We start from the raw sequence: 23158 nt of genomic DNA on the forward strand, positions 1-23158 counted from the left end.
CTCATGTCCGCACCAGCGCCGTCGCCGCTGGCCGTCGTCGAAGCCGAACCACTGCCACGGCAGGAGGAGGTGCTCACCGACGCGGCACTCGCCTTCGTGGCGGAGCTGCACCGGCGGTTCACCCCCCGGCGTGACGAGCTCCTGGCCCGCCGCGCCGAACGCCGCGCCGAGATCGCCCGTACCAGCGCCCTCGACTTCCTCCCGGAGACGGCGCGGATCCGTGAGGACGAGGACTGGAAGGTCGCCCCGGCCCCGGCCGCGCTCGACGACCGCCGCGTGGAGATCACCGGGCCGACCGACCGCAAGATGACCATCAACGCCCTGAACTCCGGGGCGAAGGTCTGGCTCGCCGACTTCGAGGACGCCTCGGCACCCACCTGGGAGAACGTGGTTCTCGGTCAGCTCAACCTCATCGACGCCTACGAGCGCCGCATCGACTTCACGGACCCGCGCTCGGGCAAGTCGTACGCCCTCCGGCCCGCGGAGGAGCTCGCCACGGTCGTGATGCGTCCCCGCGGCTGGCACCTGGACGAGCGCCACGTGCTGGTGGACGGCCGACCGGTCCCCGGCGCGCTGGTCGACTTCGGCCTGTACTTCTTCCACAACGCCCAGCGGCTCATCGGCCTCGGCAAGGGCCCGTACTTCTACCTGCCGAAGACGGAGTCGCACCTGGAGGCCAGGCTCTGGAACGACGTGTTCGTCTTCGCCCAGGACCACGTCGGCATCCCCCAGGGCTCCGTCCGCGCCACCGTCCTGATCGAGACGATCACGGCCGCGTACGAGATGGAGGAGATCCTCTACGAGCTCCGCGACCACGCGTCGGGCCTCAACGCCGGCCGCTGGGACTACCTCTTCTCGATCGTCAAGAACTTCCGCGACGGCGGAACCAAGTTCGTCCTCCCGGACCGCAACGCGGTCACGATGACCGCGCCGTTCATGCGCGCGTACACCGAACTGCTGGTCCGCACGTGCCACAAGCGCGGCGCGCACGCCATCGGAGGCATGGCGGCCTTCATCCCGTCCCGCAAGGACGCCGAGGTCAACAAGGTCGCCTTCGAGAAGGTCAAGGCCGACAAGGACCGTGAGGCCGGTGACGGCTTCGACGGCTCCTGGGTCGCCCACCCGGACCTGGTGCCCATCGCCATGGCCTCCTTCGACGCGGTGCTGGGCGACAGGCCCAACCAGAAGGACCGCCTCCGCGAGGACGTGCACGTCACGGCCGCCGACCTCATCGACATCGCGTCGCTCGACGCGCACCCCACGTACGAGGGTCTGCGCAACGCCGTCCAGGTCGGGATCCGCTACATCGAGGCCTGGCTGCGGGGCCTCGGCGCCGTCGCGATCTTCAACCTGATGGAGGACGCGGCCACGGCCGAGATCTCCCGCTCGCAGATCTGGCAGTGGATCAACGCGGGCGTCCTGTTCGAGAACGGCGAGACGGCGACACCCGAACTGGCCCGCAGGGTCGCCGCCGAGGAACTGGCCGCGATCCGCGCCGAGATCGGCGAGGACGCCTTCGCGGCGGGCAAGTGGCAGCAGGCGCACGACCTGCTGCTGCACGTCTCGCTGGACGCGGACTACGCGGACTTCCTGACCCTGCCCGCGTACGAGCAGCTGGTCGGCTGACCGCACGTCGGTCTCGGCCGGCCGCCCCCGGCACCGCACAGCGCCGGGGGCGGCCTGCCCCCACACCTCCGCCACGCACGGCCGCACAGCGCCACGCCCGGCGAGGCACACGCCGGACGGCCGCGACCGGCACGATAATTCCGCTGTGCTCCCTTCCCCTTCCGCGCCGGCCCCGGAACGGGTGGTCCGGCCCTTTCGCGTTCTCGTCGTCTGCACGGGCAATCTGCACCGCTCGCCGCTGGCGGAACGCCTGCTGAGAGCCAGACTCGCCGCCTCGCCCGGAATGTTCGAGGTGAGCAGTGCCGGAACCGCCGGCACCACCGGCACCCCCATGGACCCTTTCGCCGCGTCCCTCCTGGCCGAGCTCGGAGGCGATCCGCGCGGCGCCTTCGCCCGCCGGCTGACCACGGCCCACGTGGAGGACTCCGACCTCGTCCTGGGCGCCGCTGCGGAACATCGCGAGGCGGTCGTGCGGCTCTCCCCGCTGTGGGCACTACAGCGTGCGTTCACCTTGCGCGAGTTCGCCCGGTTGCTGAGGCCGGAGGACGCCGCGGGCGTCGCGGATCCCGCCGGACGGGCCGCCACGCTGGTCGGCGGAGCCGCGGCACGACGGGGGAACTCGGGCCGGGCGGACGACGACGACGTGGCCGATCCGCACGGGGCGCCCCCGGAGACGGCCCGTGAGGTGGCCCGGCGGATCGCCGAGCCCGTGGAACGCATCGCCGCGGCCGTGCTGGCCGCTCCGCACTGAGCGGGCCCACCCGTGCCGGCCGCCCGCCGCGGGTGGGCCCTCTCGCACGCCGGAGTCCGTACCCGCCGGGCCGCGGACTGCATCAGCCCGACCACCCGCGAGCGCGGCCGACTGCCCGCGCCCCGGGAGGACCGGCGGCTCAGCCGCCGCAGGGGCGGGGCGGCCGCGCCGTGGCCCGCAGGGGCCGGACGAGCTGCTGGTGCAGCAGCGTCGGGGGACGGTCCGAAGGACGTTCCACGAGTTCCAGGACGAGGGTGCGCGTGACGCCGCGGGGCAGCTCCATGTCGACCGTGTAGACCGGGTGGCCGCGCTCGGTCAGCTGGTTCAGCATGGCCGGCCGGCCGTCCACGGTCGCCCTCGCCAGCCGTGCTCCCAAGGTCGCGTAGTACGAGACCAGCAACCGGTTGTCGCCGGGCCGGGTCCCGTAGGGCGGGCGGTCCACCCGCTGGGTGACGTAGGCGGGCAGGCCCGAGCCCGGTGCCCCATTCGTCAGCGACGCGGTCACGGTCACCTCGCGTCCGGCCTCCGTGCAGCGCCCGGCGGTCCAGTCCATGTGCCGGTCCAGGTAGTAGTCGAGTTTGGTGCCGGCCGCGTTGTTGACGACCAGTCCGGCGAACGGGGCGGGGCCGTCGGGCAGGACGCCCCCGAAGGGGTGCGCCGCGAGCTCGCGCTGCTCGGCCGGATGGGCACTCCACACCTTGACCCGCCCTTCCCGCAGCTGGCCCCGCAGCGCCGCGAAGAGCGCGGAGCGTCGCGCCGGGTCGCCGGCACTGCCCAGGAGCACCTCGGATGTGGCGCGGGCGACGTCGAGGAAGTACGCCTTCCGTTCCGCGGTGTCGGGGAAGGCCGCGTAGCTGGTGCGCTCGGTCAGGTCCACCACGTTGGCGGCGGTGACGGCGGTCCCGTCGGGGAGTCTGGCGGGACCGGCGGCGGCGAGCAGCCCCGCCAGGGCGCCGGGATCGAGCGCGAAGGCGCCGTCCAGCCGCTGGCCGCTGTGCTCCCGCCACATGGCGGTCCAGATCCGCGCCGCGTGCGGGAAGTGCGGACTGACGTTGGAGTTGGCCCAGACACCGGTGGGCGCGTGGCGGCCGTACATCGCGGTGTACTCGGCTCCCAGGTCGACGGACGCGCGGACCTTCCCCAGTTCGCTGTCGTTGCCGAAGCGTTCGAATCCCAGGCGGCCGCGGTCCGCGGTGAGGATTGCGAACGCCCCGGGCAGCCCGCCGGTGCCGCGCGCCTCCGCCGTGTTCTCGAAGACCACCAGATACCGTCGCGGGCTCTTCTCTCCGAGCATGGACGGCATCACCCGTGCCGCGGCCGCGGCCTCGACCGTGGCGGGGACGAGGCGGTCGAGCTGGTCGGCGAGCAGGGCCCGTGCCCGGTCCGCGGCCGGCAGCCAGGTGCTCCGGGGCAGGCCGGCCACGTCGGCGCGCACCTCGGAGGCGCTGCGCGATGCCTCGTGGAGGGCGGGGGCGGCACGGCGAAGTGCGGAGAGATCGAGATGACCGCCGTCCGCCCCGGCACCGGCGACGAGTTCGCCGGCGGTGTCCGCGAGGGGCGAGAGCACGTCGCGGGTCAGCCGGTCGGCCGCCTCCGCAGCACCGCGTACGGTGCGGACGGGACCGCCGAGGACGGGCAGGTGCGCCGCGGCGTACCAGGCCGGCCCGGTGGTGAGGCGGTGCGCCCCGGCCGCCCGGTCGGCGGCCTCGCGCACGGCGCCCTCCGGGGTGCTCGTCGCCGGCGCGCCCGCCGCGGCCGTGCCACGCAGCGATTCCAGGCTCCGCTGGGCGGCCAGCAGTTCGTGGCGGGCGAGCACTCCGGTGACGGCGATCCAGACGGCCCCGGCCAGGAGCAGCCCCGCGGCGGCGCACATCGAGGCCGCGGCGGGCCGGCGGCGGCACCAGCGCGCCGCCCTGTCCGCGATGCGGGGCGCGAAGCCGTGTTCCGGACGCGGCATGCGCGTCTCCCTCCGTCGGGCAGCGGTGCGTCGCACGCCGCGTCAGTAGGCGCCGTCGCCGCGCGCGACGGCGGGCAGCGTGCGCACGAGGATCTTCAGGTCCATGCGGATCGACCAGGTGCGCACGTACTCCAGGTCGAGGCGGAGCGCCTCCTCCCAGCCGAGGTCGGACCGTCCGCCGATCTGCCACAGGCCGGTGAGGCCCGGCCGGACCAGCAGCCGGCGCCGGGCCTCCTCGGTGAACGCGGAGTCCCGGATCGGCAGCGGCCGTGGACCGACCAGCGACATCTGCCCCGTCAGCACGTTGACCAGCTGCGGCAGTTCGTCCAGGGACCAGCGGCGCAACCAGCGGCCGGTCGTGGTGACCCGGGGGTCCTCGCGGATCTTGAACAGATGTCCGTCGGACTCGTTCCGGGCGTCGAGCCCGGCCCTCATCCGTTCCGCCCCGACGTGCATGGTGCGGAACTTCAGCACCTCGAACTCCCTGCCGTGGCGGCCCGTGCGCTTCTGCCGGAACAGGACCGGACCCGGGGAGTCCGCCTTCACCGCGACGGCCACCGCGAGGAGCAGCGGCGCGAGCAGGAGGAGCAGGGCGGCGGCCCCGACGACGTCGATGGCCCGTTTGACGGCCGGACGTCCGAGCCCCGGCCGAGCGGGACCGTGACCGGCCGTCACTGCGACGGGTGAGGCCACCCCTCCGTCCTCTTCAACTGAACGAGGGAAAGTTGCCCATCGCGGAGGCATATTCAGTCACCTAACGTCTCGAATGGTCGATAACCGACAAATAGATGCAAACACGATGTCGGGGCAGGCCTCGGCAATGACACATCACCTTGCCGCCGTCGACCCGCGACGTGGCCGTCGAGAGGACCTTCATGCGTGCTGTAGTGACGGGTGGGGCCGGGTTCATCGGCTCCCATCTGTGCGAGCGCCTGCTCGCCGCAGACCACTCCGTGCTGTGCGTGGACAATCTCGTGACGTCCAGCGAGGACACCGTCGCCCATCTGATGGGAGACCCGCGCTTCCGGTTCGACTGCCGGGACGTCACCGCGGGGCTGAGCGTGAGCGGACCGGTGGACGCCGTGTTCCACCTGGCGTCGCCCGCCTCCCCCGCCGACTACCTGAGGCTGCCGCTGGAGACGCTGCGCGTGGGGTCGGCCGGCACCTGGCACGCACTGGACCTGGCCGCCGACAAGGGCGCCCGTTTCCTGCTGACCTCCACCTCCGAGTCGTACGGAGACCCGCAGGTGCACCCGCAGCCGGAGAGCTACTGGGGCCACGTCAACCCGGTGGGCCCGCGCGCGGTGTACGACGAGGCGAAACGCTTCGGCGAGGCCCTGACGATGGCGTACCGCAGGGACCGCGGCGTCGACGCCAAGATCGTGCGCATCTTCAACACCTTCGGGCCCGGGATGCGCCCCGACGACGGCCGGGCGATCCCCACCTTCATCCGCCAGGCCCTGCGGGGGGAGCCGATCACGGTCACCGGGGACGGCAGCCAGACCCGGTCGCTGTGCTACGTGGACGACATCGTCGACGGGCTGATGCGGATGATCGGGAGCAGCCACGGCGGCCCGGTCAACCTCGGCAACCCCCACGAGATCACGATGCTCGAACTGGCCCAGTGGATCAGCAAGCTCACCGAGTCCCCCTCCGAGATCGTGCTGGTGCCCCGGCCGCAGGACGATCCAGAGAAGCGCCGTCCGAGCATCACGCTGGCCCGCGAACTGCTGGACTGGAATCCGACGACACCGGTGGAGCACGGGCTCCGGGAGACCGTCAAGGACTTCCGCCGCCGGATCGACCTCGACGACTTCGGCGCCACGCCCCGCCGGCATCCCGTCACCGTGCTGAACGGCACGGACCGCCGATGACGCCGGTCGGCGACCGGACGGCGACCGGCACAGCGGCCGTTCCCGTGGTCTCGTGCCTCGGCGTCCCCGTCACGGCGCACACCCGTGAGGGCGCGGCCCGCCGGGTGGTGCACCGCGCCCTGCACCTCCGGGACACCCGCGAGGCGCACCGGACGGGAGACGCCGAGGAAGCCGTCGCGCCCGAGGGGAGCGACGTGCACCTGTGCAACGCCTACACCCTCGCCCTCGGCGACAGGGACCCTGACCTGCTCAGGACCCTCCGTCAGGCGTTCCTGAACCTCGCCGACGGACAGCCGGTGGTCTGGGCGAACCAGCTGCTCCACCGGGGCACGGCGCTGCCGCGCAGACGCGTGTACGGACCGGACCTCATGCTGGACGTCCTATCCATGAGCCAGGGCACCGGGCTGCGGCACTATCTGCTGGGTTCCACACCGGAGGTGCTGTCCGCGTTGCAGCGCGAGGTGCGGCGGCGCTTCCCCCGTGCCCTGATCGCCGGCGCCTGTTCCCCGCCGTTCCGGTCGCTGACCGCCCAGGAGCTGCGAGAGCAGGAGGAGGACATCCGCGCCCGTGGGGCCGACATCGTCTGGGTGGGTCTCGGCACTCCCCTGCAGGACCACCGGGCGGCCGAACTCAGTGCCGCGCTGCCCGTGGTGACGGTGGCGGTCGGCGCCGCGTTCGACTTCATCGCGGGCAACAAGCGGCAGGCACCGGCCTGGATGCAGAACGGAGGGCTGGAGTGGATGTTCCGGCTGGCCTGCGAGCCGCGCCGGATGTGGCGGCGCTATCTGTTCGGCAACGCCCGCTTCGTCGGGGGCGTCGTCCGGCAGGCAGCCCTCCGGACGTCTCCGGGGGCATCCGCCCCGACCGGGCGGCCGTCGGACGCCGGGGCGGCGCTCGTCGGCAGGCGGGAGAGGACGCGTTGACGGCTCCGACCGGTGAGGTCCCGGACGTGGACCGCGGGCAGGGCGTCCGCCCGCCCGCCCACGCGCTGCGCATCGTCCTGGTCTCGTACGCGTGCGACCCGAGCCGCGGCACCGAGCCGGGCATGGGCTGGGCGTGGGCCGAGGCACTGGCACGCCGCGGGCACACGGTCGAGCTGCTGACCCGCCCCCACGGCGGCAACACGGAGCACATCGCCCGGCGCATCAGAGCCCTCGGCACGGTGGGGCGGCGGATCCGGACCCATGTCGTGCCCGCCCCGCCACGCCCCTGGTGGGTCCGTCTGCTGCCGGGCTTCCTGCGCGGCCAGGCGCTGGAGTTCGTCCACTACGACGGATGGCAGCGGCACGCCCTCGAACACGCGCGCGCTCATGGGCTCGACGGGGCCGATCTGGTGCACCACGTCTCGTACGGCTCGCTGGTGGGCGGCAGCGCGCTGCGCCGGCTCGGACCGCCGCTGGTGTTCGGCCCCGTGGGCGGTGGGCAGACCGCTCCGCGCAGTCACCGCCGCTGGCTGGGACCGGCGTACTTCCAGGAGGCGGTGAGGGAGTTGCTGTGGGTGCGGGGCATGAGCCTGCGCCAGGCGTGCCGTGCGACGCTCCGCGAGGCCGCTCTGGTCCTGACCACCAATCGCGACACCGCGCTGCGGGCCCGCCGCCTGGGCCGCGCCGACCCGCGTCTGGTCCTGAGCGACGGGGTGCCGGACGAGTTGCTGCGCGAGCCTCCGAAGGAGGGGGCGCTGCGCCCGGAACGCCCGCCGACCGTGCTCTGGGTCGGACGGCTCACCGCCATCAAGGCCCCGGAACTGGCCCTGAGGGCGTTCGCGCTCCTCCTCGCCCGCGTGCCCGGCGCCCGTCTCGCGGTGCTCGGGGACGGTCCGCTCCGTGCGGATCTGGAACGGCTCGCGGCACGGCTCGGTGTCGCCGGCTCCGTGTGCTTCCGGGGACGGCTGACCTGGCAGGAGACCCTCGGCGCGTACGACGACGCTGACGTGCTGCTCTTCACCAGCCTCCGCGACTCCTTCGGGGTGCAGAACCTCGAGGCATGGGCCCGGGGACTGCCGGTGGTGCATCTCGACCACCAGGGGGTCGGGGACTTCTCCGCGCCGGGCTGCGCGGCTCCCGTGCCGCTGGGCGATCCCGTGGACCTGCCGCGCCGCCTCGCCCACGCGCTCGCCGGAGTGCTCGCCGACGAGGAGGCGCTCCACCGCACCGCGGAGGCCGGACCGCGGTGGGCGCGGCAGCACACCTGGTCCTCGAAGGCCGAACTCGCCGAGCGGCTGTACGAATCCGTCCTGAACCGTCGCTGAAGCACCGGCGGCCGTGCCCGCCGACCGGCGAACCGCCCCGCCCACCGCCCGCCCCAACGGAAAGAGAGCAGCAGAGCGCATGCCGGCACAACAGGCACCCCGTCTCCGGACGGGCAGTCCCCCGAGGAACCCGGCGGCCTACCGCGTGGCGCTGGTGCACAGCTTCTACTCCTCCCGCCGGCCGAGCGGCGAGAACGCCGCCGTGCTCGACCAGGCGGAGGCGCTGCGAGCCGCCGGGCACGACGTCACGCTGGTCGCCGCCCACACCGACGCGCTGGAGAGCGAGCGCGGCTACACCCTGCGTGCGGCGGTCAGGGTCGCCACGGGCCGCGGCCGTTCGCCGCTGACGGAACTGCGCCGGCTCGGTCCCGATGTGGTGCACGTGCACAACCTCTTCCCCAACTTCGCCACCGACTGGCTGGACCGCTGGCCCGGCGCCGTGGTCGCCACGCTGCACAACTACCGTCCCGTGTGCGCCGCCGCCACGCTCTTCCGCGACGGGAAGACGTGCACGGCCTGCCCCGACGGCGACCGTTGGACCGGACTGCGGCACGGGTGCTACCGGGGGCGCCGCGGCGCGACGCTCCCCCTCGCCTGGGCCGGCCGGCGCGGCGCGGCGGCCCATCCCCTGCTGCGGCGCGCCCAGCGGCTGGTGATGCTCTCCGAGCGCAGCCGGGACCTGTACCTCAGGTTCGGCGCACCGCCGGAGAAGCTCGCCCTGGTACCCAACTTCGTCGGCCTCGGCGGTCCGGCCGCTCCGGAGGACCGCACCACGTCGGCGTCGGGGACGGACCGGGCGGCGGCGTCGGGGGCGGCGGCGCGGTGGGTGTACGCGGGCCGGCTGAGCGAGGAGAAGGGCATCCTGCCGCTGCTCCGGAGCTGGCCGGAGAACGAACCCCTCGATGTGATCGGCTCGGGCCCCCTGGAGTCCGCCTGCCGGGAGGCCGCGCCCGGCGGCGTCCGGCTGCTCGGCGCCCTGCCGCGCCGGGAGATCACCGCCCGGCTGCCGCGGTACACGGGTCTCGTCTTCCCCAGCGTCTGCCCCGAGTCCGCCACCGCCCTGGTCTGCCAGGAGGCGCTGGCGGCAGGAGTGCCCGTGCTCGCCCTCGCCGGATCGGCGGCGGCGGACAGTGTGCGCGGGGACGGTACGGGCGCGGTCTACGACGGCCCCGGCGAACTGCCGCACGCCCTCGCGACGGCACGCGAGCGTTTCCCCCGGCTGCGTGAGCACTGCCGCCGGGTGCACGCCGAGCGGTACAGCGCCCGGTCCTGGACGGCCGCCATGGAGGCCGTCTACGCACAGGCCCTCGCTCACCCGCCGGGCCCTCGCCCGGCGGGCGTCGCGGAGCGGGCGTGCTGACCGCCGGGGGCACCCGGCGCCGCGTGGCCGTGGTGCAGCCGTACGTCCCCGGCTACCGCACGTCCTTCTTCGACCGACTGCACGCCCGGCTGGCCTTCGAGGGCGTGGACCTGGAAGTACTCCACGGGCCGGCGCCCCCGCACCAGGCCGCACGAGGGGACGCCGCCTCCTGCTGCTGCGCGAGCGAGGTCCCCGTCCGGCGCCTGTCCCTGCCCGGCGGGCGGTCGCTGCACTGGCGCCGGGTGCGGCGCCGGGCGGCTTCCGCCGACCTCGTCGTACTGGAGCAGGCGCTGCACAACCTGGAGGCGTACCCCCTGCTGCTGCGGTCGGCGGGACGGCCGGCCGACAGCGCCCCCGGAGTGGCCTTCTGGGGACACGGCCGGACCTACACCAAGCCGCCGAACCGCCTGGAGACCGCGGCGAAGAGCGCGCTGACCCGGCTGGGATCCTGGTTCTTCGCCTACACCGAGGGCGGGGCGGCTCATGTCGCCTCGCGCGGCTTCCCCCGCGACCGGATCACCGTGGTACGCAACTCCGTCGACACCGGGGAACTCGCGGCCGCGCGCGCCCGGGCCGCGCTGCCGGGGACGGCGGAGTCGACCGAGGCCGCGCTGCTGCGGAGACGGTACGGCCTGACCGGGGGACGCACCGCGCTGTACCTCGGCGGGCTGGACGCGCCCAAGCGGATCCCGTTCCTGCTGGACTGCGCCGACCGCATCGCCGCCGAACTCCCGGGCTTCAGGCTGCTGGTGGCGGGCGACGGCGCGGACCGGCACCTGGTCGACGCCGCCGCCTCCCGACCCGGCGGCCCGGTGATCGCGGTGGGTCACACCGGCGGGACGGGTACCGCACCGCTCGGGGCGGTCAGCGACGTCATGCTGATGCCGGGGCGGGTCGGACTCTGCGCGGTGGACTCCTTCGCCCTGCGCACGCCCGTCGTCACGACGGACTGGCCCTGGCACGCTCCCGAGTTCGAGTACCTGGCCGACGGCCGCAACGCGCTGGTCACCCCCGACGACCCCGCGGCGTACGCCGGCGCCGTGACCGCGCTGCTGCGCGACCCCGCACGACTGGAGGCCCTCCGTACCGCGTGCGGGGACGACGTTCCCGCGTACACGACGGAGGGCATGGCGGCGCGCTTCTGCGACGGGCTGCTGAAGGCGATGGAACGACACCAAAGGAATCCTCATGCAGGTACATGAAGCCGGCCTCCTCGGCCGGACCGCCAAGGCCGCGGCACCCCGGCTGTGCCGGCTGGCGAGCAGCCGGCGGATCCGGCAGGGGACCCGTCTGCTGGAGATCTACCTGGAGATCCTCCAGGGACGGGGCGCCGGGACCGGCTGGGACCTTCACGGCGAGATCGTCGCGGCGCGACGCTGCCTCCGGGGGGTCGAAGCCCCGGTGGTCTTCGACGTCGGGGCGAACCACGGTCAGTGGTCGACGGGGCTGCACTCGGCACTCGGCACACGGAACGCCCGCTACTTCCTCTTCGAACCACAGCCGGCGTGCCGGCCGGCGCTCGCCAGGGCCCGGGTGCCGAACCAGGTGGTCGTTCCCGCGGCCGTGAGCGACGAGGAGGGCTCTGCGACGATCTTCGCAGACGCCCCGGGCTCGGGCGTGGCATCCGTCCACCGGCGCCGCGACTCCTACTTCGGTGACATGACCGCCCATCAGGAGAAGGTGCCGGTCACCACCATCGACCGGGAGGTCGAGCGGTGGGGGGTCGAGCGGATCGACCTGCTGAAGCTCGACATCGAGGGGGCGGAGTTCCAGGCCCTGCGCGGAGCGGCCGGCAGCCTCCGGGACCACAGGGTGACGACCATCGCCTTCGAGTTCGGTTCGGCGAACGTCTACTCCCGCACCTTCTTCCGCGACTTCTGGGACCTCCTCACCCCGCTCGGCTACCGTCTGTGGAGGATCTGCCCCGGAGGCGTCCTGTTGCCCGTGCCGGCGTACACCGAGGAACTCGAGCACTTCCGCGGGGTGAGCAACTACCTCGCGTCCCTGGGAACGCCGGAGTCCCGCCCGCCGCGCATGCCCGCCGGCAGGAAACCGGCGTCCGTCGCCGGGTGAGCTCCGGCCGGGTGCCGCGGGGAATCCGCCGCGCACCACGCCACTGGTGCCGAGGAGTGAAGCGGCGGGCAACAACACCGACACTTCGGCGTTGGCCGCGGATCTCCGCGGCCGCTGCCGTACGTTGAGCCGCGTGACAGTGCACGACACCTTGCGTAGTGCCCGCGATTCGCTGTTCCGGTTCCCCGGTGTGCAACGGGCCGTCCGACTCGCCACGATGCGCGGCTGCGTGCCGAACGCCGTCTGGAAGCGCCTGCACCCCACCGGCGTGTGGACGCTGCGCGCTCCGGACGGCAGCGGGTTCCACTATGCCAGCGACGCCGACGACATCCTGGCCCGCAGCCTCGTCTGGACGAACATGCGCCACTGGGAGGAGACCACCCACCCGGTCTTCTTCGACCTCGCCCGCAGTGCCAGAGGGTTCGTGGACGTCGGCGCCTTCTCCGGCATCTACACCCTGCTGGCCTGCCGGGCCAACCCACGGCTCCGCGCGGTCGCCGTCGAACCCAACCCCGCCGCGATGCGCAAGCTGCGCCGCAACATCGAGGTCAACCGTCTCCAGGACCGGGTCGTCCTGGTCGAGAAGGCACTCTCCGGCGCACCCGGCCGGGCACTCCTCGGGATCCCGTCCGACACCACCGCCGCCTCCCTGCTCGCGGCAGAACCCGCGAACGACACGGTGGAGGTCGAGGTCACCACCGGGGACGAAGCGATCGGGGACGTCCCGGTCGATCTGGTGAAGATCGACGTGGAGGGGCTGGAACCCGAGGTGCTGGGCGGCATGAGCCGCACGATCTCGGCCCACCGTCCGACCATCATCGCCGAGTGTCTCGACGGAGCCGCCCTGGAGAGGCTGCGCGGAACGGTCCTGGAACTCGGCTACCGCCGGATCCGGCACCTCGGGAAGCGCGGGGTGGCGCCGGCCCCGCCCGGGTTCGTCCCACCGCCCCGCTACGCCAACTTCCTTGTCGACTGACGTTCCCGGGCCGGCCGAGGACGCCGTCGGAGGCCCGGGGCGACACTGAGCCGGGACGCGAGGAGCAGCAGTGAGTGCACCGGTGGTACTGCACCTCAACAACGAGCCCGAGCTGACCCGGCGCAGCCGGTTCACCGGCGCCTTCCGGAGACTGCAGGCCGAAGGGCACCTCGGACACGTGCCCGCCGCGCCACGGGCCGCGCTGCTCCACGGCGGACGCCGGGCCGCACTCGACTCGCTGGAGAACGCGGTCCTCGGCTCCCGTCCCGACGTCGTCTTCGTCCAGTCCCCGCACGGATTTCCCTTCTCCTACGAGGAGATCGCCCGGCTGCTGCGGCTGGCGGGCTCGCCACTGGTCGTCTACCAGGAGGGCGACGCGTGGGGCGGCAACAAGCGGCTGCCCGAGTCCAGCCGCTCGTGGCTCCGGGTGGCGGACACCGTGTTCAGTGTCGCCGGGGGCGCGCAGTTGGCCATGCTCCAGCGCATCGCGCGGAAGCCGGTGCGCTACGTGCCGCACACACTGCCGCTGGACTGCTTTCCCGAGCAGGACCGGCCGGCTCCTCCCGGCGACGCCGCCGTGTTCGACGTGGTGACCATCGGCAACAGCGTGGTGCGGGCCCGGGTGCTCCCGCGTCTGCCGGGCGCCGGCGAGCGGGTCCGGGTCGTCCGCGGGCTGGGTCGACTGGGCTGCCGGCTCGGTGTGTTCGGATCGGGGTGGCACGGTCCCCATGCCCGGGGTCCGCTGCCCTTCGAACGGCAGATCGCCGTCCTCCGCTCCGCGCGTATGAGCGTGGGATGGGACCACTACGGGCGCTACCCCGGGTACTTCTCCGACCGGCTGCCGATCTCCGGGGCCGCGGGACGCGTCCACGTCAGCCAGCGCAGACCGGGCATGGAATGGCTGCCCGGCCCGCGGGACGGCCTCCATCTCATGCGCTCTCCCCGGGACGTCGTGGAGCGGGTGGCGGAGTTGCTGCACGAGGAACAGCACGAGCTGGACTCCGCCGGGGAAAGGCTTCGCCGCTGGGTGAGCTCACGCCTGACCGACCTTCACTCCGTCCAGTTCATGCTGGGCGCGTTCCTGCCACTGCCGTCGCCCCCCGCCGACCCGTGGCAGCGGATCGCCGCCGGGGAGGGCGAGTGGGGGTGAGCACCGGCGGCGATCCTGCGGGAGGGGCACGTTCCGGGAAGGAGACCGCCTCCCCCGGTGAGCACCCGCACTCCCACACGGTCGTCACCGGCACTCTCTGGAACTACGCGGCGGCCGTCGTGGCGGCCTTCCTCCAGCTCGGCTACACGGCCTACACCGGACGGGCCGTCAGCGCCGCCGCCTTCGGGGCCTTCGCCTCCGCCCTGTCCATCACCCAGCTGCTGGGCTACTTCGCCAACGCCGGGCTCGCCACGACCGTGCTGCGTTCGCGCGAGCTGACGCGCGGCCTGCTCATGGCGACGGTCCGCCTGGGCCTGCTGAGCGGCCTCCTGTGCTTCGCCGTGGTGGAAGCGACGGCCCCGCTCTGGGCGGAGCTGTGGAACGCCCCCGAGACGACGGGGCTGTTGCGCGTGCTGGGCCTCCAGTTCCTGGTCCTCCCCGTGGGTGCGGTGAGCGCGGCCGGCCTGCGGAGGCTGCAGGCCCAACGGGCCGCGGTCCTGGTCGAGACCGGGGCGCTGGCGGCGGGGCTGCTCGCGGGAAGCCTGCTCCTGGCGGCCGGCTGGAACCCGCTGGGCCTCGCCGTCACCTCGGTGACCACCCAGCTGGGCATCGCGGTCCTCGCCGGCGCCATGGTCACCCGGCGGCTGCCGCCGGCGGGCGGCAGGTCCGCCGAACGGCCGGTCAGGTATCGCGAACTCGTCGGCTCATCGGGATTCCTCGCCGGACACCAGCTCGCCCAGTACACGACGAACACCGTGCCCCTGTGGGCGGCCGGCACGATCCTCGGTCCGGTGGCGGCTGGCTACTACTCGCGGGCGACACTGTTCACCGGACTGCTCCTCACCACGCTCGCGGCCGGCCTGACCCGGGTCACGACCCCCGCCCTCACCAGAGTGCGTGCCGAGGTCGTGGGGCGGCCCCCGGGGGCGCGCGCCCCCCGGGGCGGGGAGGAGCCCGCCGTCCGCCGTGCGGCGACGGACGTCCTGCTCGCGGCCTCCGCCCTGTCGTTCCTCCCGTTCGCGTTCCTCGCCGGCACCGGGCCCGGCGCGCTGCAACTGCTCCTGGGACCGGGCTGGACCGAGGCGGCCCGGCTGGTGCCCCCGCTCTGCGCCTTCTCCGCCGTCGCCGTCGTGTACGCGGTCGGCCTCTCCGTGGACACGGTGTGCGGCTCTCTCCGCCGGATGGCGGCCGCCCAGACCGCGGCGGCCGCCACGACACTCGCCGGGGCGCTGGTGGCCGCCTCCCGACACAGCCTCACCACGCTGGCCCTGGCCGCCTTCGCGGGTCAGCTGAGCGGTCTCGCGGTGCAGATGTGGAAGTGGCGGGGCGGCCGTGTCGTCGAGGCACGGCGCCTGTGGGGCGGCCACGCAGTGCACGCGGCGCTGGGACTGGCGGCGTACGCGGCGGGAGTGGCCCTGTCCCGGACGGCCGCCGACCGCCCCTGCCCGGCCCTCCTGCTGGTACTGCCGGCCGGCGCGCTCTTCGTGGCGTTCTGCCGCCCCCTGCGCACCCGGCTGCCGCTCCACCGGGTGGCGGCCGGCCGTGGCCTGCTCCCCCTGCGGCTGCCCTTCCGGGTACGCGGCCCTCGACGCGAGGGGGTCACCCGGCCGCAGGCACAGTGATCAGTCCCGGGTGCCGGTCGGACCGGATCGCGTCGCGGGTTCGCGGAGGAACACCGCGTCGCACTGGAGCATCTGGCCCGTCCGGCGATCGGTGAACCCCGGCACCACGGCCATGAGGGTCAGGCCGTAGCGCCGCTGCGCCGTGTCCATCACCTCGTGCAGCAGGGGGCCGCCCTCGTACAGGGGGACGCAGGACGCCTCCAGTTGCAGACCGCAGCAACGGCGCGCGAGGTCCTCGGCTCCTCGCAACACGGCTTCCTCGTACCCCTGGACGTCCAGCTTGACGAAGACGCGGTCGTCGGGACCCGCCAGTTGCGGCCACAGGTCGTCCAGGCGGTACTGCTCGGCCTCCTGGCGGCCCACGTAGCGGGAGTCCGGGCACGCTTCGGCATGTCGGGACAGCATCGGCAGTACGGAGCTGCTCAGTCCGTTGTTCCCGGCCACGTTCAGGGTGACGGTGGCCCGCCTGTCGCCGAGGGCGTGCGGGAGCGCGGTCCACAGGGGGTCCGCGTCCGCCCGGCTGCGAAGGGCCTCGAACGCCGCGCGCAGCGGCTCGAAGGACACGATGCGCCCCCGGTACCCGAACCGCCGCAGGCCGAGTCCGTACTGACCGCGGTTCGCTCCCACGTCGAGCACCACGTCGGCGCCGGAATGACGGAGCAGTTGCACGGCGCGGTAGTCGTGGGAGCACTCCGGAAACCGGTTCACGTCGAGGCCGAGACGCTGGACGGCTTTCCGGGCCCGGTGGAGAAGAGTCACTTGCCCATTGTGGTCGGATCATGTCGGATTTGTCACCGATGGCGGCGTTCTACACGCCGTGCCCTTTCGGATGCCCGCCGGTCTTCGACAGGATGCCGTCCTCCCGCTCCCTGACGACGGGTCGGGCCGGAGGCACCGGTCGAGGCACGGGTGCCGCGAGGTCGGGAACGCCGGGCGACGGCGTCCGCGGGGGCCCGCCGGCCGTTCGGACCCGCGCCTGCCACAGGCAGAACCCGAGCAGCACCGCCTGCTCGGGAAAGGCCGAGTAGGACACGAACAGCACCAACTGGCCGACCATCACGACGCGGAGGGCCACGGTCGCGGCGCCGGCGCGCGCGAGCCGTCGCCAGGTCTGGAAGTAGACGACGAGCAGCGCCAGCAGACCCACAAGTCCGAGGCGCAGCATGATGTGCAGGTAGTAGTCGTGCGGGGACACCGTGACGAGCCCGCCCCCGATGAACCGCTCGTAGCCGGACCCGAAGGGCGCTCCGACCAGCCACTGGACGAGGGTTCGCGGCGCGTCCAGCAGGTCCTGCCAGCCGAGCACCCGCCAGGCGAAGGTGCTTCGGGTGCCTTGTGTCTCCTCGAACGAGTCCGCGAGGGAGCCGCCGATCGCACCGAAGGCGCCGACGGCGTAGAGCAGGGCCGTGAGGGAGAGCACGAGCGCTCCCGCACCGGCCGACACGAAGCGCTGTCCGCCGCGCGCGGGCCGCAGCACCCACCAGGCCAGCCCCATCATCGCGGTGGCCGCCCAGACCGTCCGGTGCTGGAGCAGGACCACGACGAGGAGGAACAGGAAGGCGGTCAGATGTCTCCCGTTCACTCGCCGAGCACCCGCCGGACCGGTGTGGTGCGGGCCACCGGGGGCCGGCGTGTCTGCGGGTGCGCGGAAGAACAGCAGCATCGCGGCCTGGGCCAGGACCAGCGCCGCGGCGGCGGGCACCGGCCGGGAGTCCACCGTCACACCGTCGACGGCGAGATGCGCGTTCGCCGCGTGCAGTCCGCGGTCCGCCCAGCCCGCCGCACTGAGCAGCGCGTACGCAGCCGCGGTGGCCAGCCAGGCCCGGGGGACGACCCGGCTCAGCGAGGCGCTCAGCGGTGCGGTGGCCAGATACAGGGTGATGGCGAGGAAGTGCCAGAAATAGACCCGGGAGTCGTTGCCCGCGGCCTGCAGTCCGAAGGCGGCCGCCCCCCGGAGGGTGGACCAGGTGGTGAGGGCGAGCATGGCGAGCAGGGCCGCCGATCCGGCGTGGGAGGCCAGGTTGCGGCGGGGCACACGCGCCATGGCGACGGCGATCGCGCACACGTCCAGGACGTCGGTCGGGTAGACGCGTACGCCGATGTCGAGGGCTGCCGTCTGCCCACCGACGACGACGATCCAGACCTGGGTGCCCAGCAGCAGCCCGATCGCGATCCCGCAGTGCCGGGCGAAGACCCACAGCAGCAGCCCCACGAGCGGAAGCGCCATGAGCAGCACCAGCAGGGTCTGCGGGTCAACGGGAAGGAGTCGCACCGTGATCCGTTCTGGGACGTGGGAAACGCGCTGGGGGTGGACCGGGTCCCTGCGGCCGGCGGTACGGTCGGCCTTCCGCCGGGCCGCGTTGCCGGTCGTTCAGGAGTCCGCGCGGAGGGACGCGTGCCGGCGCCGCGGCAGGGCTCCCGGCCGGCGCACGGTGGACCGCAGGACGGTCTTCACGTACGGGGAGCAGAAGACCAGCGGGGCCCAGGGGCCGAGGTGCCGGCGGCAGTACCGCCACCAGGGCGCCGGCGGCTGCTCCCGTACGGAGGCGAGCCGCCGCAGCGCGGTGCGCGCGTCGAGGCCGGGTTCGGCCGAGGTTCCCCCGACGGCGCCGGAGTTGTCGTCGCAGGTGCCCACGTGACCCGGTGCCAGCAGCAGCGGGATGCCGGCCCGGCGGGCACGGAGCCCGTAGTCGTGGTCGCCCATGCGGTGTGGGAAGGCGGGGTCGAGGTCGCCCAGCACGCGCCGGGCCGGGGCCGTGACCAGCACCGCGTTGCCGTTGCAGGTGTCGCACGGCGTGGCCTGCCGGGCGTCCGGTTCGACGCGCTCCAGGGCCGGGGGGCGCAGGGGTGGCCGGACGAGGCGGTAGCCGCTGTAGGTGGTGCGGGTTCCGTCGCCGGAGCGCGTGGCGCCGACGGCCACGGCCGGGCGGTCGAGGGGTGCGGCGGTGCGCAGCAGTGCGGCGAGGGCTCCCCTGTCGAGGACCACGTCGTCGTTGAGCCAGAGCACATGGGCCGCGGGGTCGGCACGGGTGGCGGCGATCCTGGTGCCGGTGCCCCAGAAGACGTCCGGGCCGACCGTCACCACATCGGTGCCGGGGAAGGCGGCCCGCACCTCGTCGGCGGTGCCGTCGGCGCTGCCGGCGTCGACGAGGTGGACGGTGCAGCGGGTGCCGGCCGGAAGGCCGGTCTGGGCGTGCACCGAGGAGATGGCCGCGAGCGTCCTGTCCCGGCGGTTGTGACAGGTCATCAGGACGGCGACGCCGCGCGGGGCGCCCCCGGGCGGAATGCGATCGGCGTGCACCGGGTCACCGCGCGGCCGGGGCGGGGACGGCGGAGGGCACGGCCCGGTCTCCCGATGCGAGGCCGTTCCGGAGGAGATTGAGCTCCGCGTCGACCATCAAACGGGCCAGTTCGGGGGCGCGCACGGTGGCGCGCCATCCGAGCCGCGTCTCCGCCTTGGAGGCGTCGCCGATCAGGTGGTCGACCTCGGTCGGGCGCAGATAGCGCTCGTCGAAACGCACGTGGTCGCGCCAGTCGAGGCCGACGTGGGCGAAACACTGGTCGACGAACTCGCGCACGCTGTGGCTGGTGCCCGTGGCGATCACGTAGTCGTCCGGCTGGTCCTGCTGCAGCATCAGCCACATGGCCTCGACGTACTCGGCGGCGTAGCCCCAGTCGCGGCGGGCGTCGAGGTTGCCGAGGTGGACCACGTCCTGCAGGCCGGCCTTGATCCGGGCGGCGGCCACGGCCACCTTCCGGGTCACGAACGTGGGGCCGCGGCGCGGGGACTCGTGGTTGAAAAGGATGCCGTTGACGGCGTGGAGACCGTACGCCTCGCGGTAGTTGCGGGTGACCCAGTACGCGTACACCTTCGCGGCCCCGTAGGGCGAGCGGGGATGGAAGGTCGTGCTCTCGTCCTGCGGCGGTGGGGCCGCGCCGAACATCTCCGAGCTGGACGCCTGGTAGAACCGGCAGGGCAGGCCGGTCCTCCTGATGGCCTCCAGCAGCCGGGTGGTGCCCAGCCCCGTGGTGTCACCGGTGAACTCGGGCTCGTCGAACGACACCCGCACATGCGACTGGGCGGCGAGGTGGTAGACCTCGTCCGGCTGCACCTGCTCCAGCAGGCCCGTCATCCGCGTTCCGTCGGTGAGGTCGCCGTAGTGCAGGAAGAGGCGCGCCTCCGGGTCGTGCGGGTCGCGGTAGAGGTGCTCGATGCGTTCGGTGTTGAAGGTGGAGGCGCGGCGGACGATTCCGTGCACCCGGTAGCCCTTCTCCAGCAGCAGTTCGGCGAGGTAGGAGCCGTCCTGGCCCGTGATGCCGGTGATGAGTGCCGTTCTGGCGGTCACACGCGCTCCTTGGCTGATGAGGTTTCACGAAGCGACGGAAGGCTCCCTTGCAGGTAGGCGCCCCGGCACCCCACCAGTGTAGGGAACAATTACTGCATTTCTTATGCAATGTGGCGTTATGTCGTATTTCGCCCCTTTCGCCGTAAGGTGGCACCACCCCACCCAGCCCTTCACCGGATCCGATCGGGGACGGACACCTTGGACCTTCGCGACTACCTACGAGTCCTCTCTCGCCGCTGGCGCGCCATCACCGCGCTGACCCTGCTCGGCACGGCGGCCGGCGTGCTCCTCACGTACACGGCCATCCCCGAATACCGGGCCACCTCCAAGCTCTTCGTCTCGCTGCATGGCGGCACCGACGCGGACACCGCGCAGCTCGCCCAGGGCAATCTCTTCACCCAGGCCCGTGTGCGTTCGTACGCCGAAGTGGCGACGAGCCCCCTGGTGACCCGGCACGTCGTGAAGCAGCTGAAGCTGAAGATGTCACCGGCCGCGCTGAGCAGCAAGATCAGCGCGACCGCCCAGCCCGACACGGTGCTGCTCCAGCTCACCGTCACCGACACCGGTGCGGCACGGGCGGCGCGCATCAGCAACGCAGTCGCCGAACGGTTCACCGAGGTGATCCGCGGTCTCGAGCGCCCGATCGACGCCGATTCGTCGCCGGTGCGGCTGAGCATCACCGAGCCGGCCTCCGTGCCCGGCACGCCCTTCTCGCCGCGGCCGGCCACGAACATCGCACTCGGGCTCCTGGCCGGGCTGATCCTCGGGGCCGGCTTCGCCCTGGCGAGGGAGACCCTGGACTCGTCGGTCCGCACGTCCAAGGCGCTGACCGACGCTCTGGCCGGCTTCGGCGGACCGCCCGTGCTCGGCAGCATCGTGCACGACCCCCAGGCGACCAGCCGGCCGGTGGCGCTCCGCGACGACATGCACGGGCTGCGCGCCGAGGGCTTCCGGCGGCTGCGCACCTGTCTGCAGTTCGTGGACGTGGACCGGCCGCCGAAGGTGATCGCGGTGACCAGCCCGCTGTCCGGCGAGGGCAAGACCAGTGTCGCGGTGAACCTCGCCGCGACACTGGCCGAGACCGGAGCCTCGGTGTGCCTGGTCGACACCGACCTGCGCCGTCCCTCCACCGCCCGGACCCTGGGCCTGATCAGGGACGCCGGGCTCACCACCGCGCTGATCGGCCGGGCCGAGGTGCAGCAACTGCTGCAGTCCGCGGGATCCTTCTCCGTACTGACCAGCGGCGCGGTGCCGCCGAACCCCACCGAGCTGCTCGGCAGCGCGCAGCTGAAGTCCGTACTCCGCAGTCTCGCCGAGAAGTTCGACCACGTCGTGGTGGACACCGCTCCGGTGCTCCCCGTCGCGGACGCCTCCGTGATCGCCTCCGAGGTGGACGGCTACCTCCTGGTCGTCCGGGCCTCCCGAACCAGCCGCGACCAGGTCGCGGAGGCTCTGCGCGCCCTGCGGCACGTGGGTGCCTCCGTGGTCGGCACGGTCCTCAACATGGCCTCGCCGAAGGAGGACCGCGGTGCCCACGGGTACGCCTACGAATACCGGCCGCAGTGCCACACGACCGGCCGGTTCGCCCGCCTGGCCCGGCTCGCCCGCATCTCCCGTCCGGGCCGGACCGGGCGCCCGTCCCGCCTGGCCAGGATCGCGCGGGCCGTCAGGCGCAGGCGGTCCCCCGGCACCGCCCCGGCCCTGCCGACTCCCGGCGGGGGGCCCGACGCCCGGCTCGCCGCCCCGGTGAGGGCGCTCGCCGAAGAGGCGCCGCGCCCGGTGGCAGTCGAACGGAGCGTGCAGTCATGACCGCCGTGCTGTCGGAACCGTACGGGGCCGTCCGCCGTCCCCTGGACCGCTCGGCCCGGGTGCTCGTGGCCGGACGCCGTGGACTCGTCGGTTCGGCGATGTGGCGGCATCTGTCGCGGGAGGGCTTCACCGGCCTGATGGGGCCCGGTTCCGCGGAACTGGACCTGCGCGAGCGCCGTGAGGTCTTCGACTGGTTCGCCTCCGCCCGACCGGACGTGGTGGTACTCGCCGCCGCCCGCGTGGGCGGGATCAGGGCCAACTCCACCCGGCCCGCCGACTTCATCTCCGACAACCTCCGGATCCAGGTCAATGTGCTGGACGCCGCGCTGGAGCACGGGGTCGAGCGGCTGCTGTTCCTGGGGTCCAGCTGCATCTACCCCAAGCTCGCCGAACAGCCCGTCCGGGAGGACGCGCTCCTCACGGGCCCGCTGGAACCGACCAACGACGCCTACGCCATCGCCAAGATCGCCGGGATCCAGCAGGTCCGGTCGGTACGGCGCCAGCACGGCCTGCCGTGGATCTGCGCCATGCCGACCAATCTGTACGGCCCCGGGGACAACTTCCATCCCGAGCACTCTCATGTGCTGCCGTCGCTGATCCGCCGCTTCGACGAGGCCCGCAGGGAGGGAGCACCACGGGTCGTGAACTGGGGCTCCGGAACGCCGCGCCGGGAATTCCTGCACGTGGACGATCTGGCCCGGGCCTGCCTCCACCTGCTCGAGCACTACGACGCGGACGGCCCCGTCAACATCGGCACCGGAACGGACCTGACCATCCGGGAGGCGGCGGAGCAGGTGGCGGAGGTCGTCGGCTACCGCGGAACCCTCGAATGGGACCCGGGGCAGCCCGACGGGACCCCGCGCAAGCTGCTGGACATCTCCCGGATCACCGCGCTCGGCTGGGAACCGAGGATCGGCCTGCGTGACGGCCTCGCCGACACCTACGCCTGGTATGCGGACCACCTCGGCTCCGGCGTGCTGCGGCTCTGATCGACCACGGCGTCCGGTCCCGCCGGCCCCGGCCGGACCGGACGCTCGTCCCCGGGCTCACGTCCCCGGGCCCGGATCTCCGAACCCGAGGCCATGGACGCGCGGCCCGGACGAACGCTCCCGAGGCCATGGACGCGCGGCCCGGACGAGCGCTCCCGAGGCTCGTTCCCGGTTCGGATCTTCTGACGCACGGCCGGGGCCCGCGTTCCCGAACGCACTCCTCCGCTCGTGACGGCGACCCTTCAGGTCCATCCGAGTGCCGCTCGTACACCGTCCTGCCGAACACCGTGGTGCGCCTGTTTCGGATAGGCCGGTTCATGTCTACGGATCGAAGCGCTTGACCTTCTCGAACAGCCTGACGGAGTACGACCACAAGT

18 protein-coding genes and 1 pseudogene are annotated in these 23158 nt (G+C 73.2%); 13 read left to right on the top strand and 6 right to left on the bottom strand.

Translation table 11 applies throughout. The features are described from left to right. Positions 1–3 precede the first annotated feature (3 nt). A complete protein-coding gene (gene aceB / locus FEF34_RS06795; protein WP_138052317.1) occupies positions 4–1626 on the top strand; it encodes a malate synthase A in 1623 nt (540 codons plus the stop codon). Positions 1627–1771: 145 nt separating this feature from the next. Then, on the top strand, positions 1772–2377 hold the full coding sequence (locus FEF34_RS06800; RefSeq protein ID WP_325063622.1) for an arsenate reductase/protein-tyrosine-phosphatase family protein: 606 nt from the start codon (positions 1772–1774) through the stop codon (positions 2375–2377). 139 nt (positions 2378–2516) lie between these two features. Here the strand turns inward: FEF34_RS06800 and FEF34_RS06805 are convergent, their stop codons facing one another. Next, entirely contained in the window at positions 2517–4334 is a 1818-nt protein-coding gene (locus FEF34_RS06805; protein ID WP_138052318.1) for a DUF4012 domain-containing protein, read from the bottom strand. Positions 4335–4376: 42 nt separating this feature from the next. Beyond that, positions 4377–4973: pseudogene (locus FEF34_RS06810) on the bottom strand (sugar transferase); the annotation flags it as partial. A 236-nt stretch (positions 4974–5209) separates the two neighbouring features. On the opposite strand from FEF34_RS06810, the gene FEF34_RS06815 reads away from it, so the two are divergent. The 9 genes from FEF34_RS06815 to FEF34_RS43625 all read left to right on the top strand — a co-directional run bounded on the left by FEF34_RS06815 (position 5210) and on the right by FEF34_RS43625 (position 15637). After that, the gene (locus tag FEF34_RS06815; protein ID WP_234042303.1) at positions 5210–6208 is read left to right on the top strand and encodes a UDP-glucuronic acid decarboxylase family protein; all 999 of its coding nucleotides are present in this window, start codon (positions 5210–5212) and stop codon (positions 6206–6208) included. Further along, positions 6205–7131, top strand: coding sequence for a WecB/TagA/CpsF family glycosyltransferase (locus FEF34_RS06820; RefSeq protein ID WP_138052320.1), 927 nt, complete (start codon positions 6205–6207; stop codon positions 7129–7131). The genes FEF34_RS06815 and FEF34_RS06820 overlap by 4 nt, the downstream gene beginning before the upstream one ends. After that, complete coding sequence (locus FEF34_RS06825) at positions 7128–8456, top strand: glycosyltransferase family 4 protein (protein ID WP_138052321.1); 1329 nt, start codon at positions 7128–7130, stop codon at positions 8454–8456. Before FEF34_RS06820 ends, FEF34_RS06825 begins: the two co-directional genes overlap by 4 nt. A 79-nt stretch (positions 8457–8535) precedes the next feature. Continuing rightward, positions 8536–9816, top strand: a complete 1281-nt coding sequence (locus tag FEF34_RS06830; protein ID WP_138052322.1) for a glycosyltransferase family 4 protein — start codon at positions 8536–8538, stop codon at positions 9814–9816. Further along, positions 9810–11018, top strand: coding sequence for a glycosyltransferase family 4 protein (locus tag FEF34_RS06835; RefSeq protein WP_234042304.1), 1209 nt, complete (start codon positions 9810–9812; stop codon positions 11016–11018). Before FEF34_RS06830 ends, FEF34_RS06835 begins: the two co-directional genes overlap by 7 nt. Beyond that, on the top strand, positions 11005–11889 hold the full coding sequence (locus tag FEF34_RS06840) for an FkbM family methyltransferase (RefSeq protein WP_138052323.1): 885 nt from the start codon (positions 11005–11007) through the stop codon (positions 11887–11889). The genes FEF34_RS06835 and FEF34_RS06840 overlap by 14 nt, the downstream gene beginning before the upstream one ends. A gap of 133 nt (positions 11890–12022) precedes the next feature. Next, entirely contained in the window at positions 12023–12865 is an 843-nt protein-coding gene (locus FEF34_RS06845; RefSeq protein ID WP_138052324.1) for an FkbM family methyltransferase, read from the top strand. 70 nt (positions 12866–12935) lie between these two features. Then, positions 12936–14015 carry a glycosyltransferase family protein gene (locus tag FEF34_RS41075; RefSeq protein ID WP_171052853.1) on the top strand — a complete coding sequence of 360 codons (1080 nt, stop codon included), beginning with the start codon at positions 12936–12938 and terminating at the stop codon, positions 14013–14015. After that, a complete protein-coding gene (locus FEF34_RS43625) occupies positions 14006–15637 on the top strand; it encodes an oligosaccharide flippase family protein (RefSeq protein ID WP_171052854.1) in 1632 nt (543 codons plus the stop codon). Before FEF34_RS41075 ends, FEF34_RS43625 begins: the two co-directional genes overlap by 10 nt. Here FEF34_RS43625 and FEF34_RS06855 read toward each other — a convergent pair whose 3' ends face one another. The 4 genes from FEF34_RS06855 to gmd form a co-directional block, all read right to left on the bottom strand. After that, positions 15638–16396: an FkbM family methyltransferase gene (locus FEF34_RS06855; protein WP_138052326.1), complete on the bottom strand. Its 759-nt coding sequence runs from the start codon at positions 16394–16396 to the stop codon at positions 15638–15640. Between the two features lie 49 nt (positions 16397–16445). Continuing rightward, positions 16446–17909 (bottom strand): O-antigen ligase family protein, encoded by a 1464-nt coding sequence (locus tag FEF34_RS06860; RefSeq protein ID WP_138052327.1) that lies wholly within the window; start codon positions 17907–17909, stop codon positions 16446–16448. 99 nt (positions 17910–18008) lie between these two features. After that, entirely contained in the window at positions 18009–18938 is a 930-nt protein-coding gene (locus FEF34_RS06865) for a glycosyltransferase family 2 protein (protein WP_234042305.1), read from the bottom strand. A 4-nt stretch (positions 18939–18942) separates the two neighbouring features. Further along, positions 18943–19983, bottom strand: coding sequence for a GDP-mannose 4,6-dehydratase (gene gmd, locus FEF34_RS06870; protein WP_138052328.1), 1041 nt, complete (start codon positions 19981–19983; stop codon positions 18943–18945). 198 nt (positions 19984–20181) lie between these two features. Here gmd and FEF34_RS06875 point away from each other — a divergent pair, with 198 nt between their 5' ends. Together FEF34_RS06875 and FEF34_RS06880 are read left to right on the top strand one after the other, a co-directional pair. Beyond that, entirely contained in the window at positions 20182–21792 is a 1611-nt protein-coding gene (locus FEF34_RS06875) for a polysaccharide biosynthesis tyrosine autokinase (RefSeq protein ID WP_267905191.1), read from the top strand. Beyond that, positions 21789–22781 carry a GDP-L-fucose synthase family protein gene (locus tag FEF34_RS06880; protein ID WP_138052330.1) on the top strand — a complete coding sequence of 331 codons (993 nt, stop codon included), beginning with the start codon at positions 21789–21791 and terminating at the stop codon, positions 22779–22781. Before FEF34_RS06875 ends, FEF34_RS06880 begins: the two co-directional genes overlap by 4 nt. Positions 22782–23158: the final 377 nt, after the last annotated feature.

Source organism: Streptomyces marianii (genome assembly GCF_005795905.1).
In the GTDB taxonomy this organism is placed as follows: Bacteria; Actinomycetota; Actinomycetes; order Streptomycetales; family Streptomycetaceae; genus Streptomyces; species Streptomyces marianii.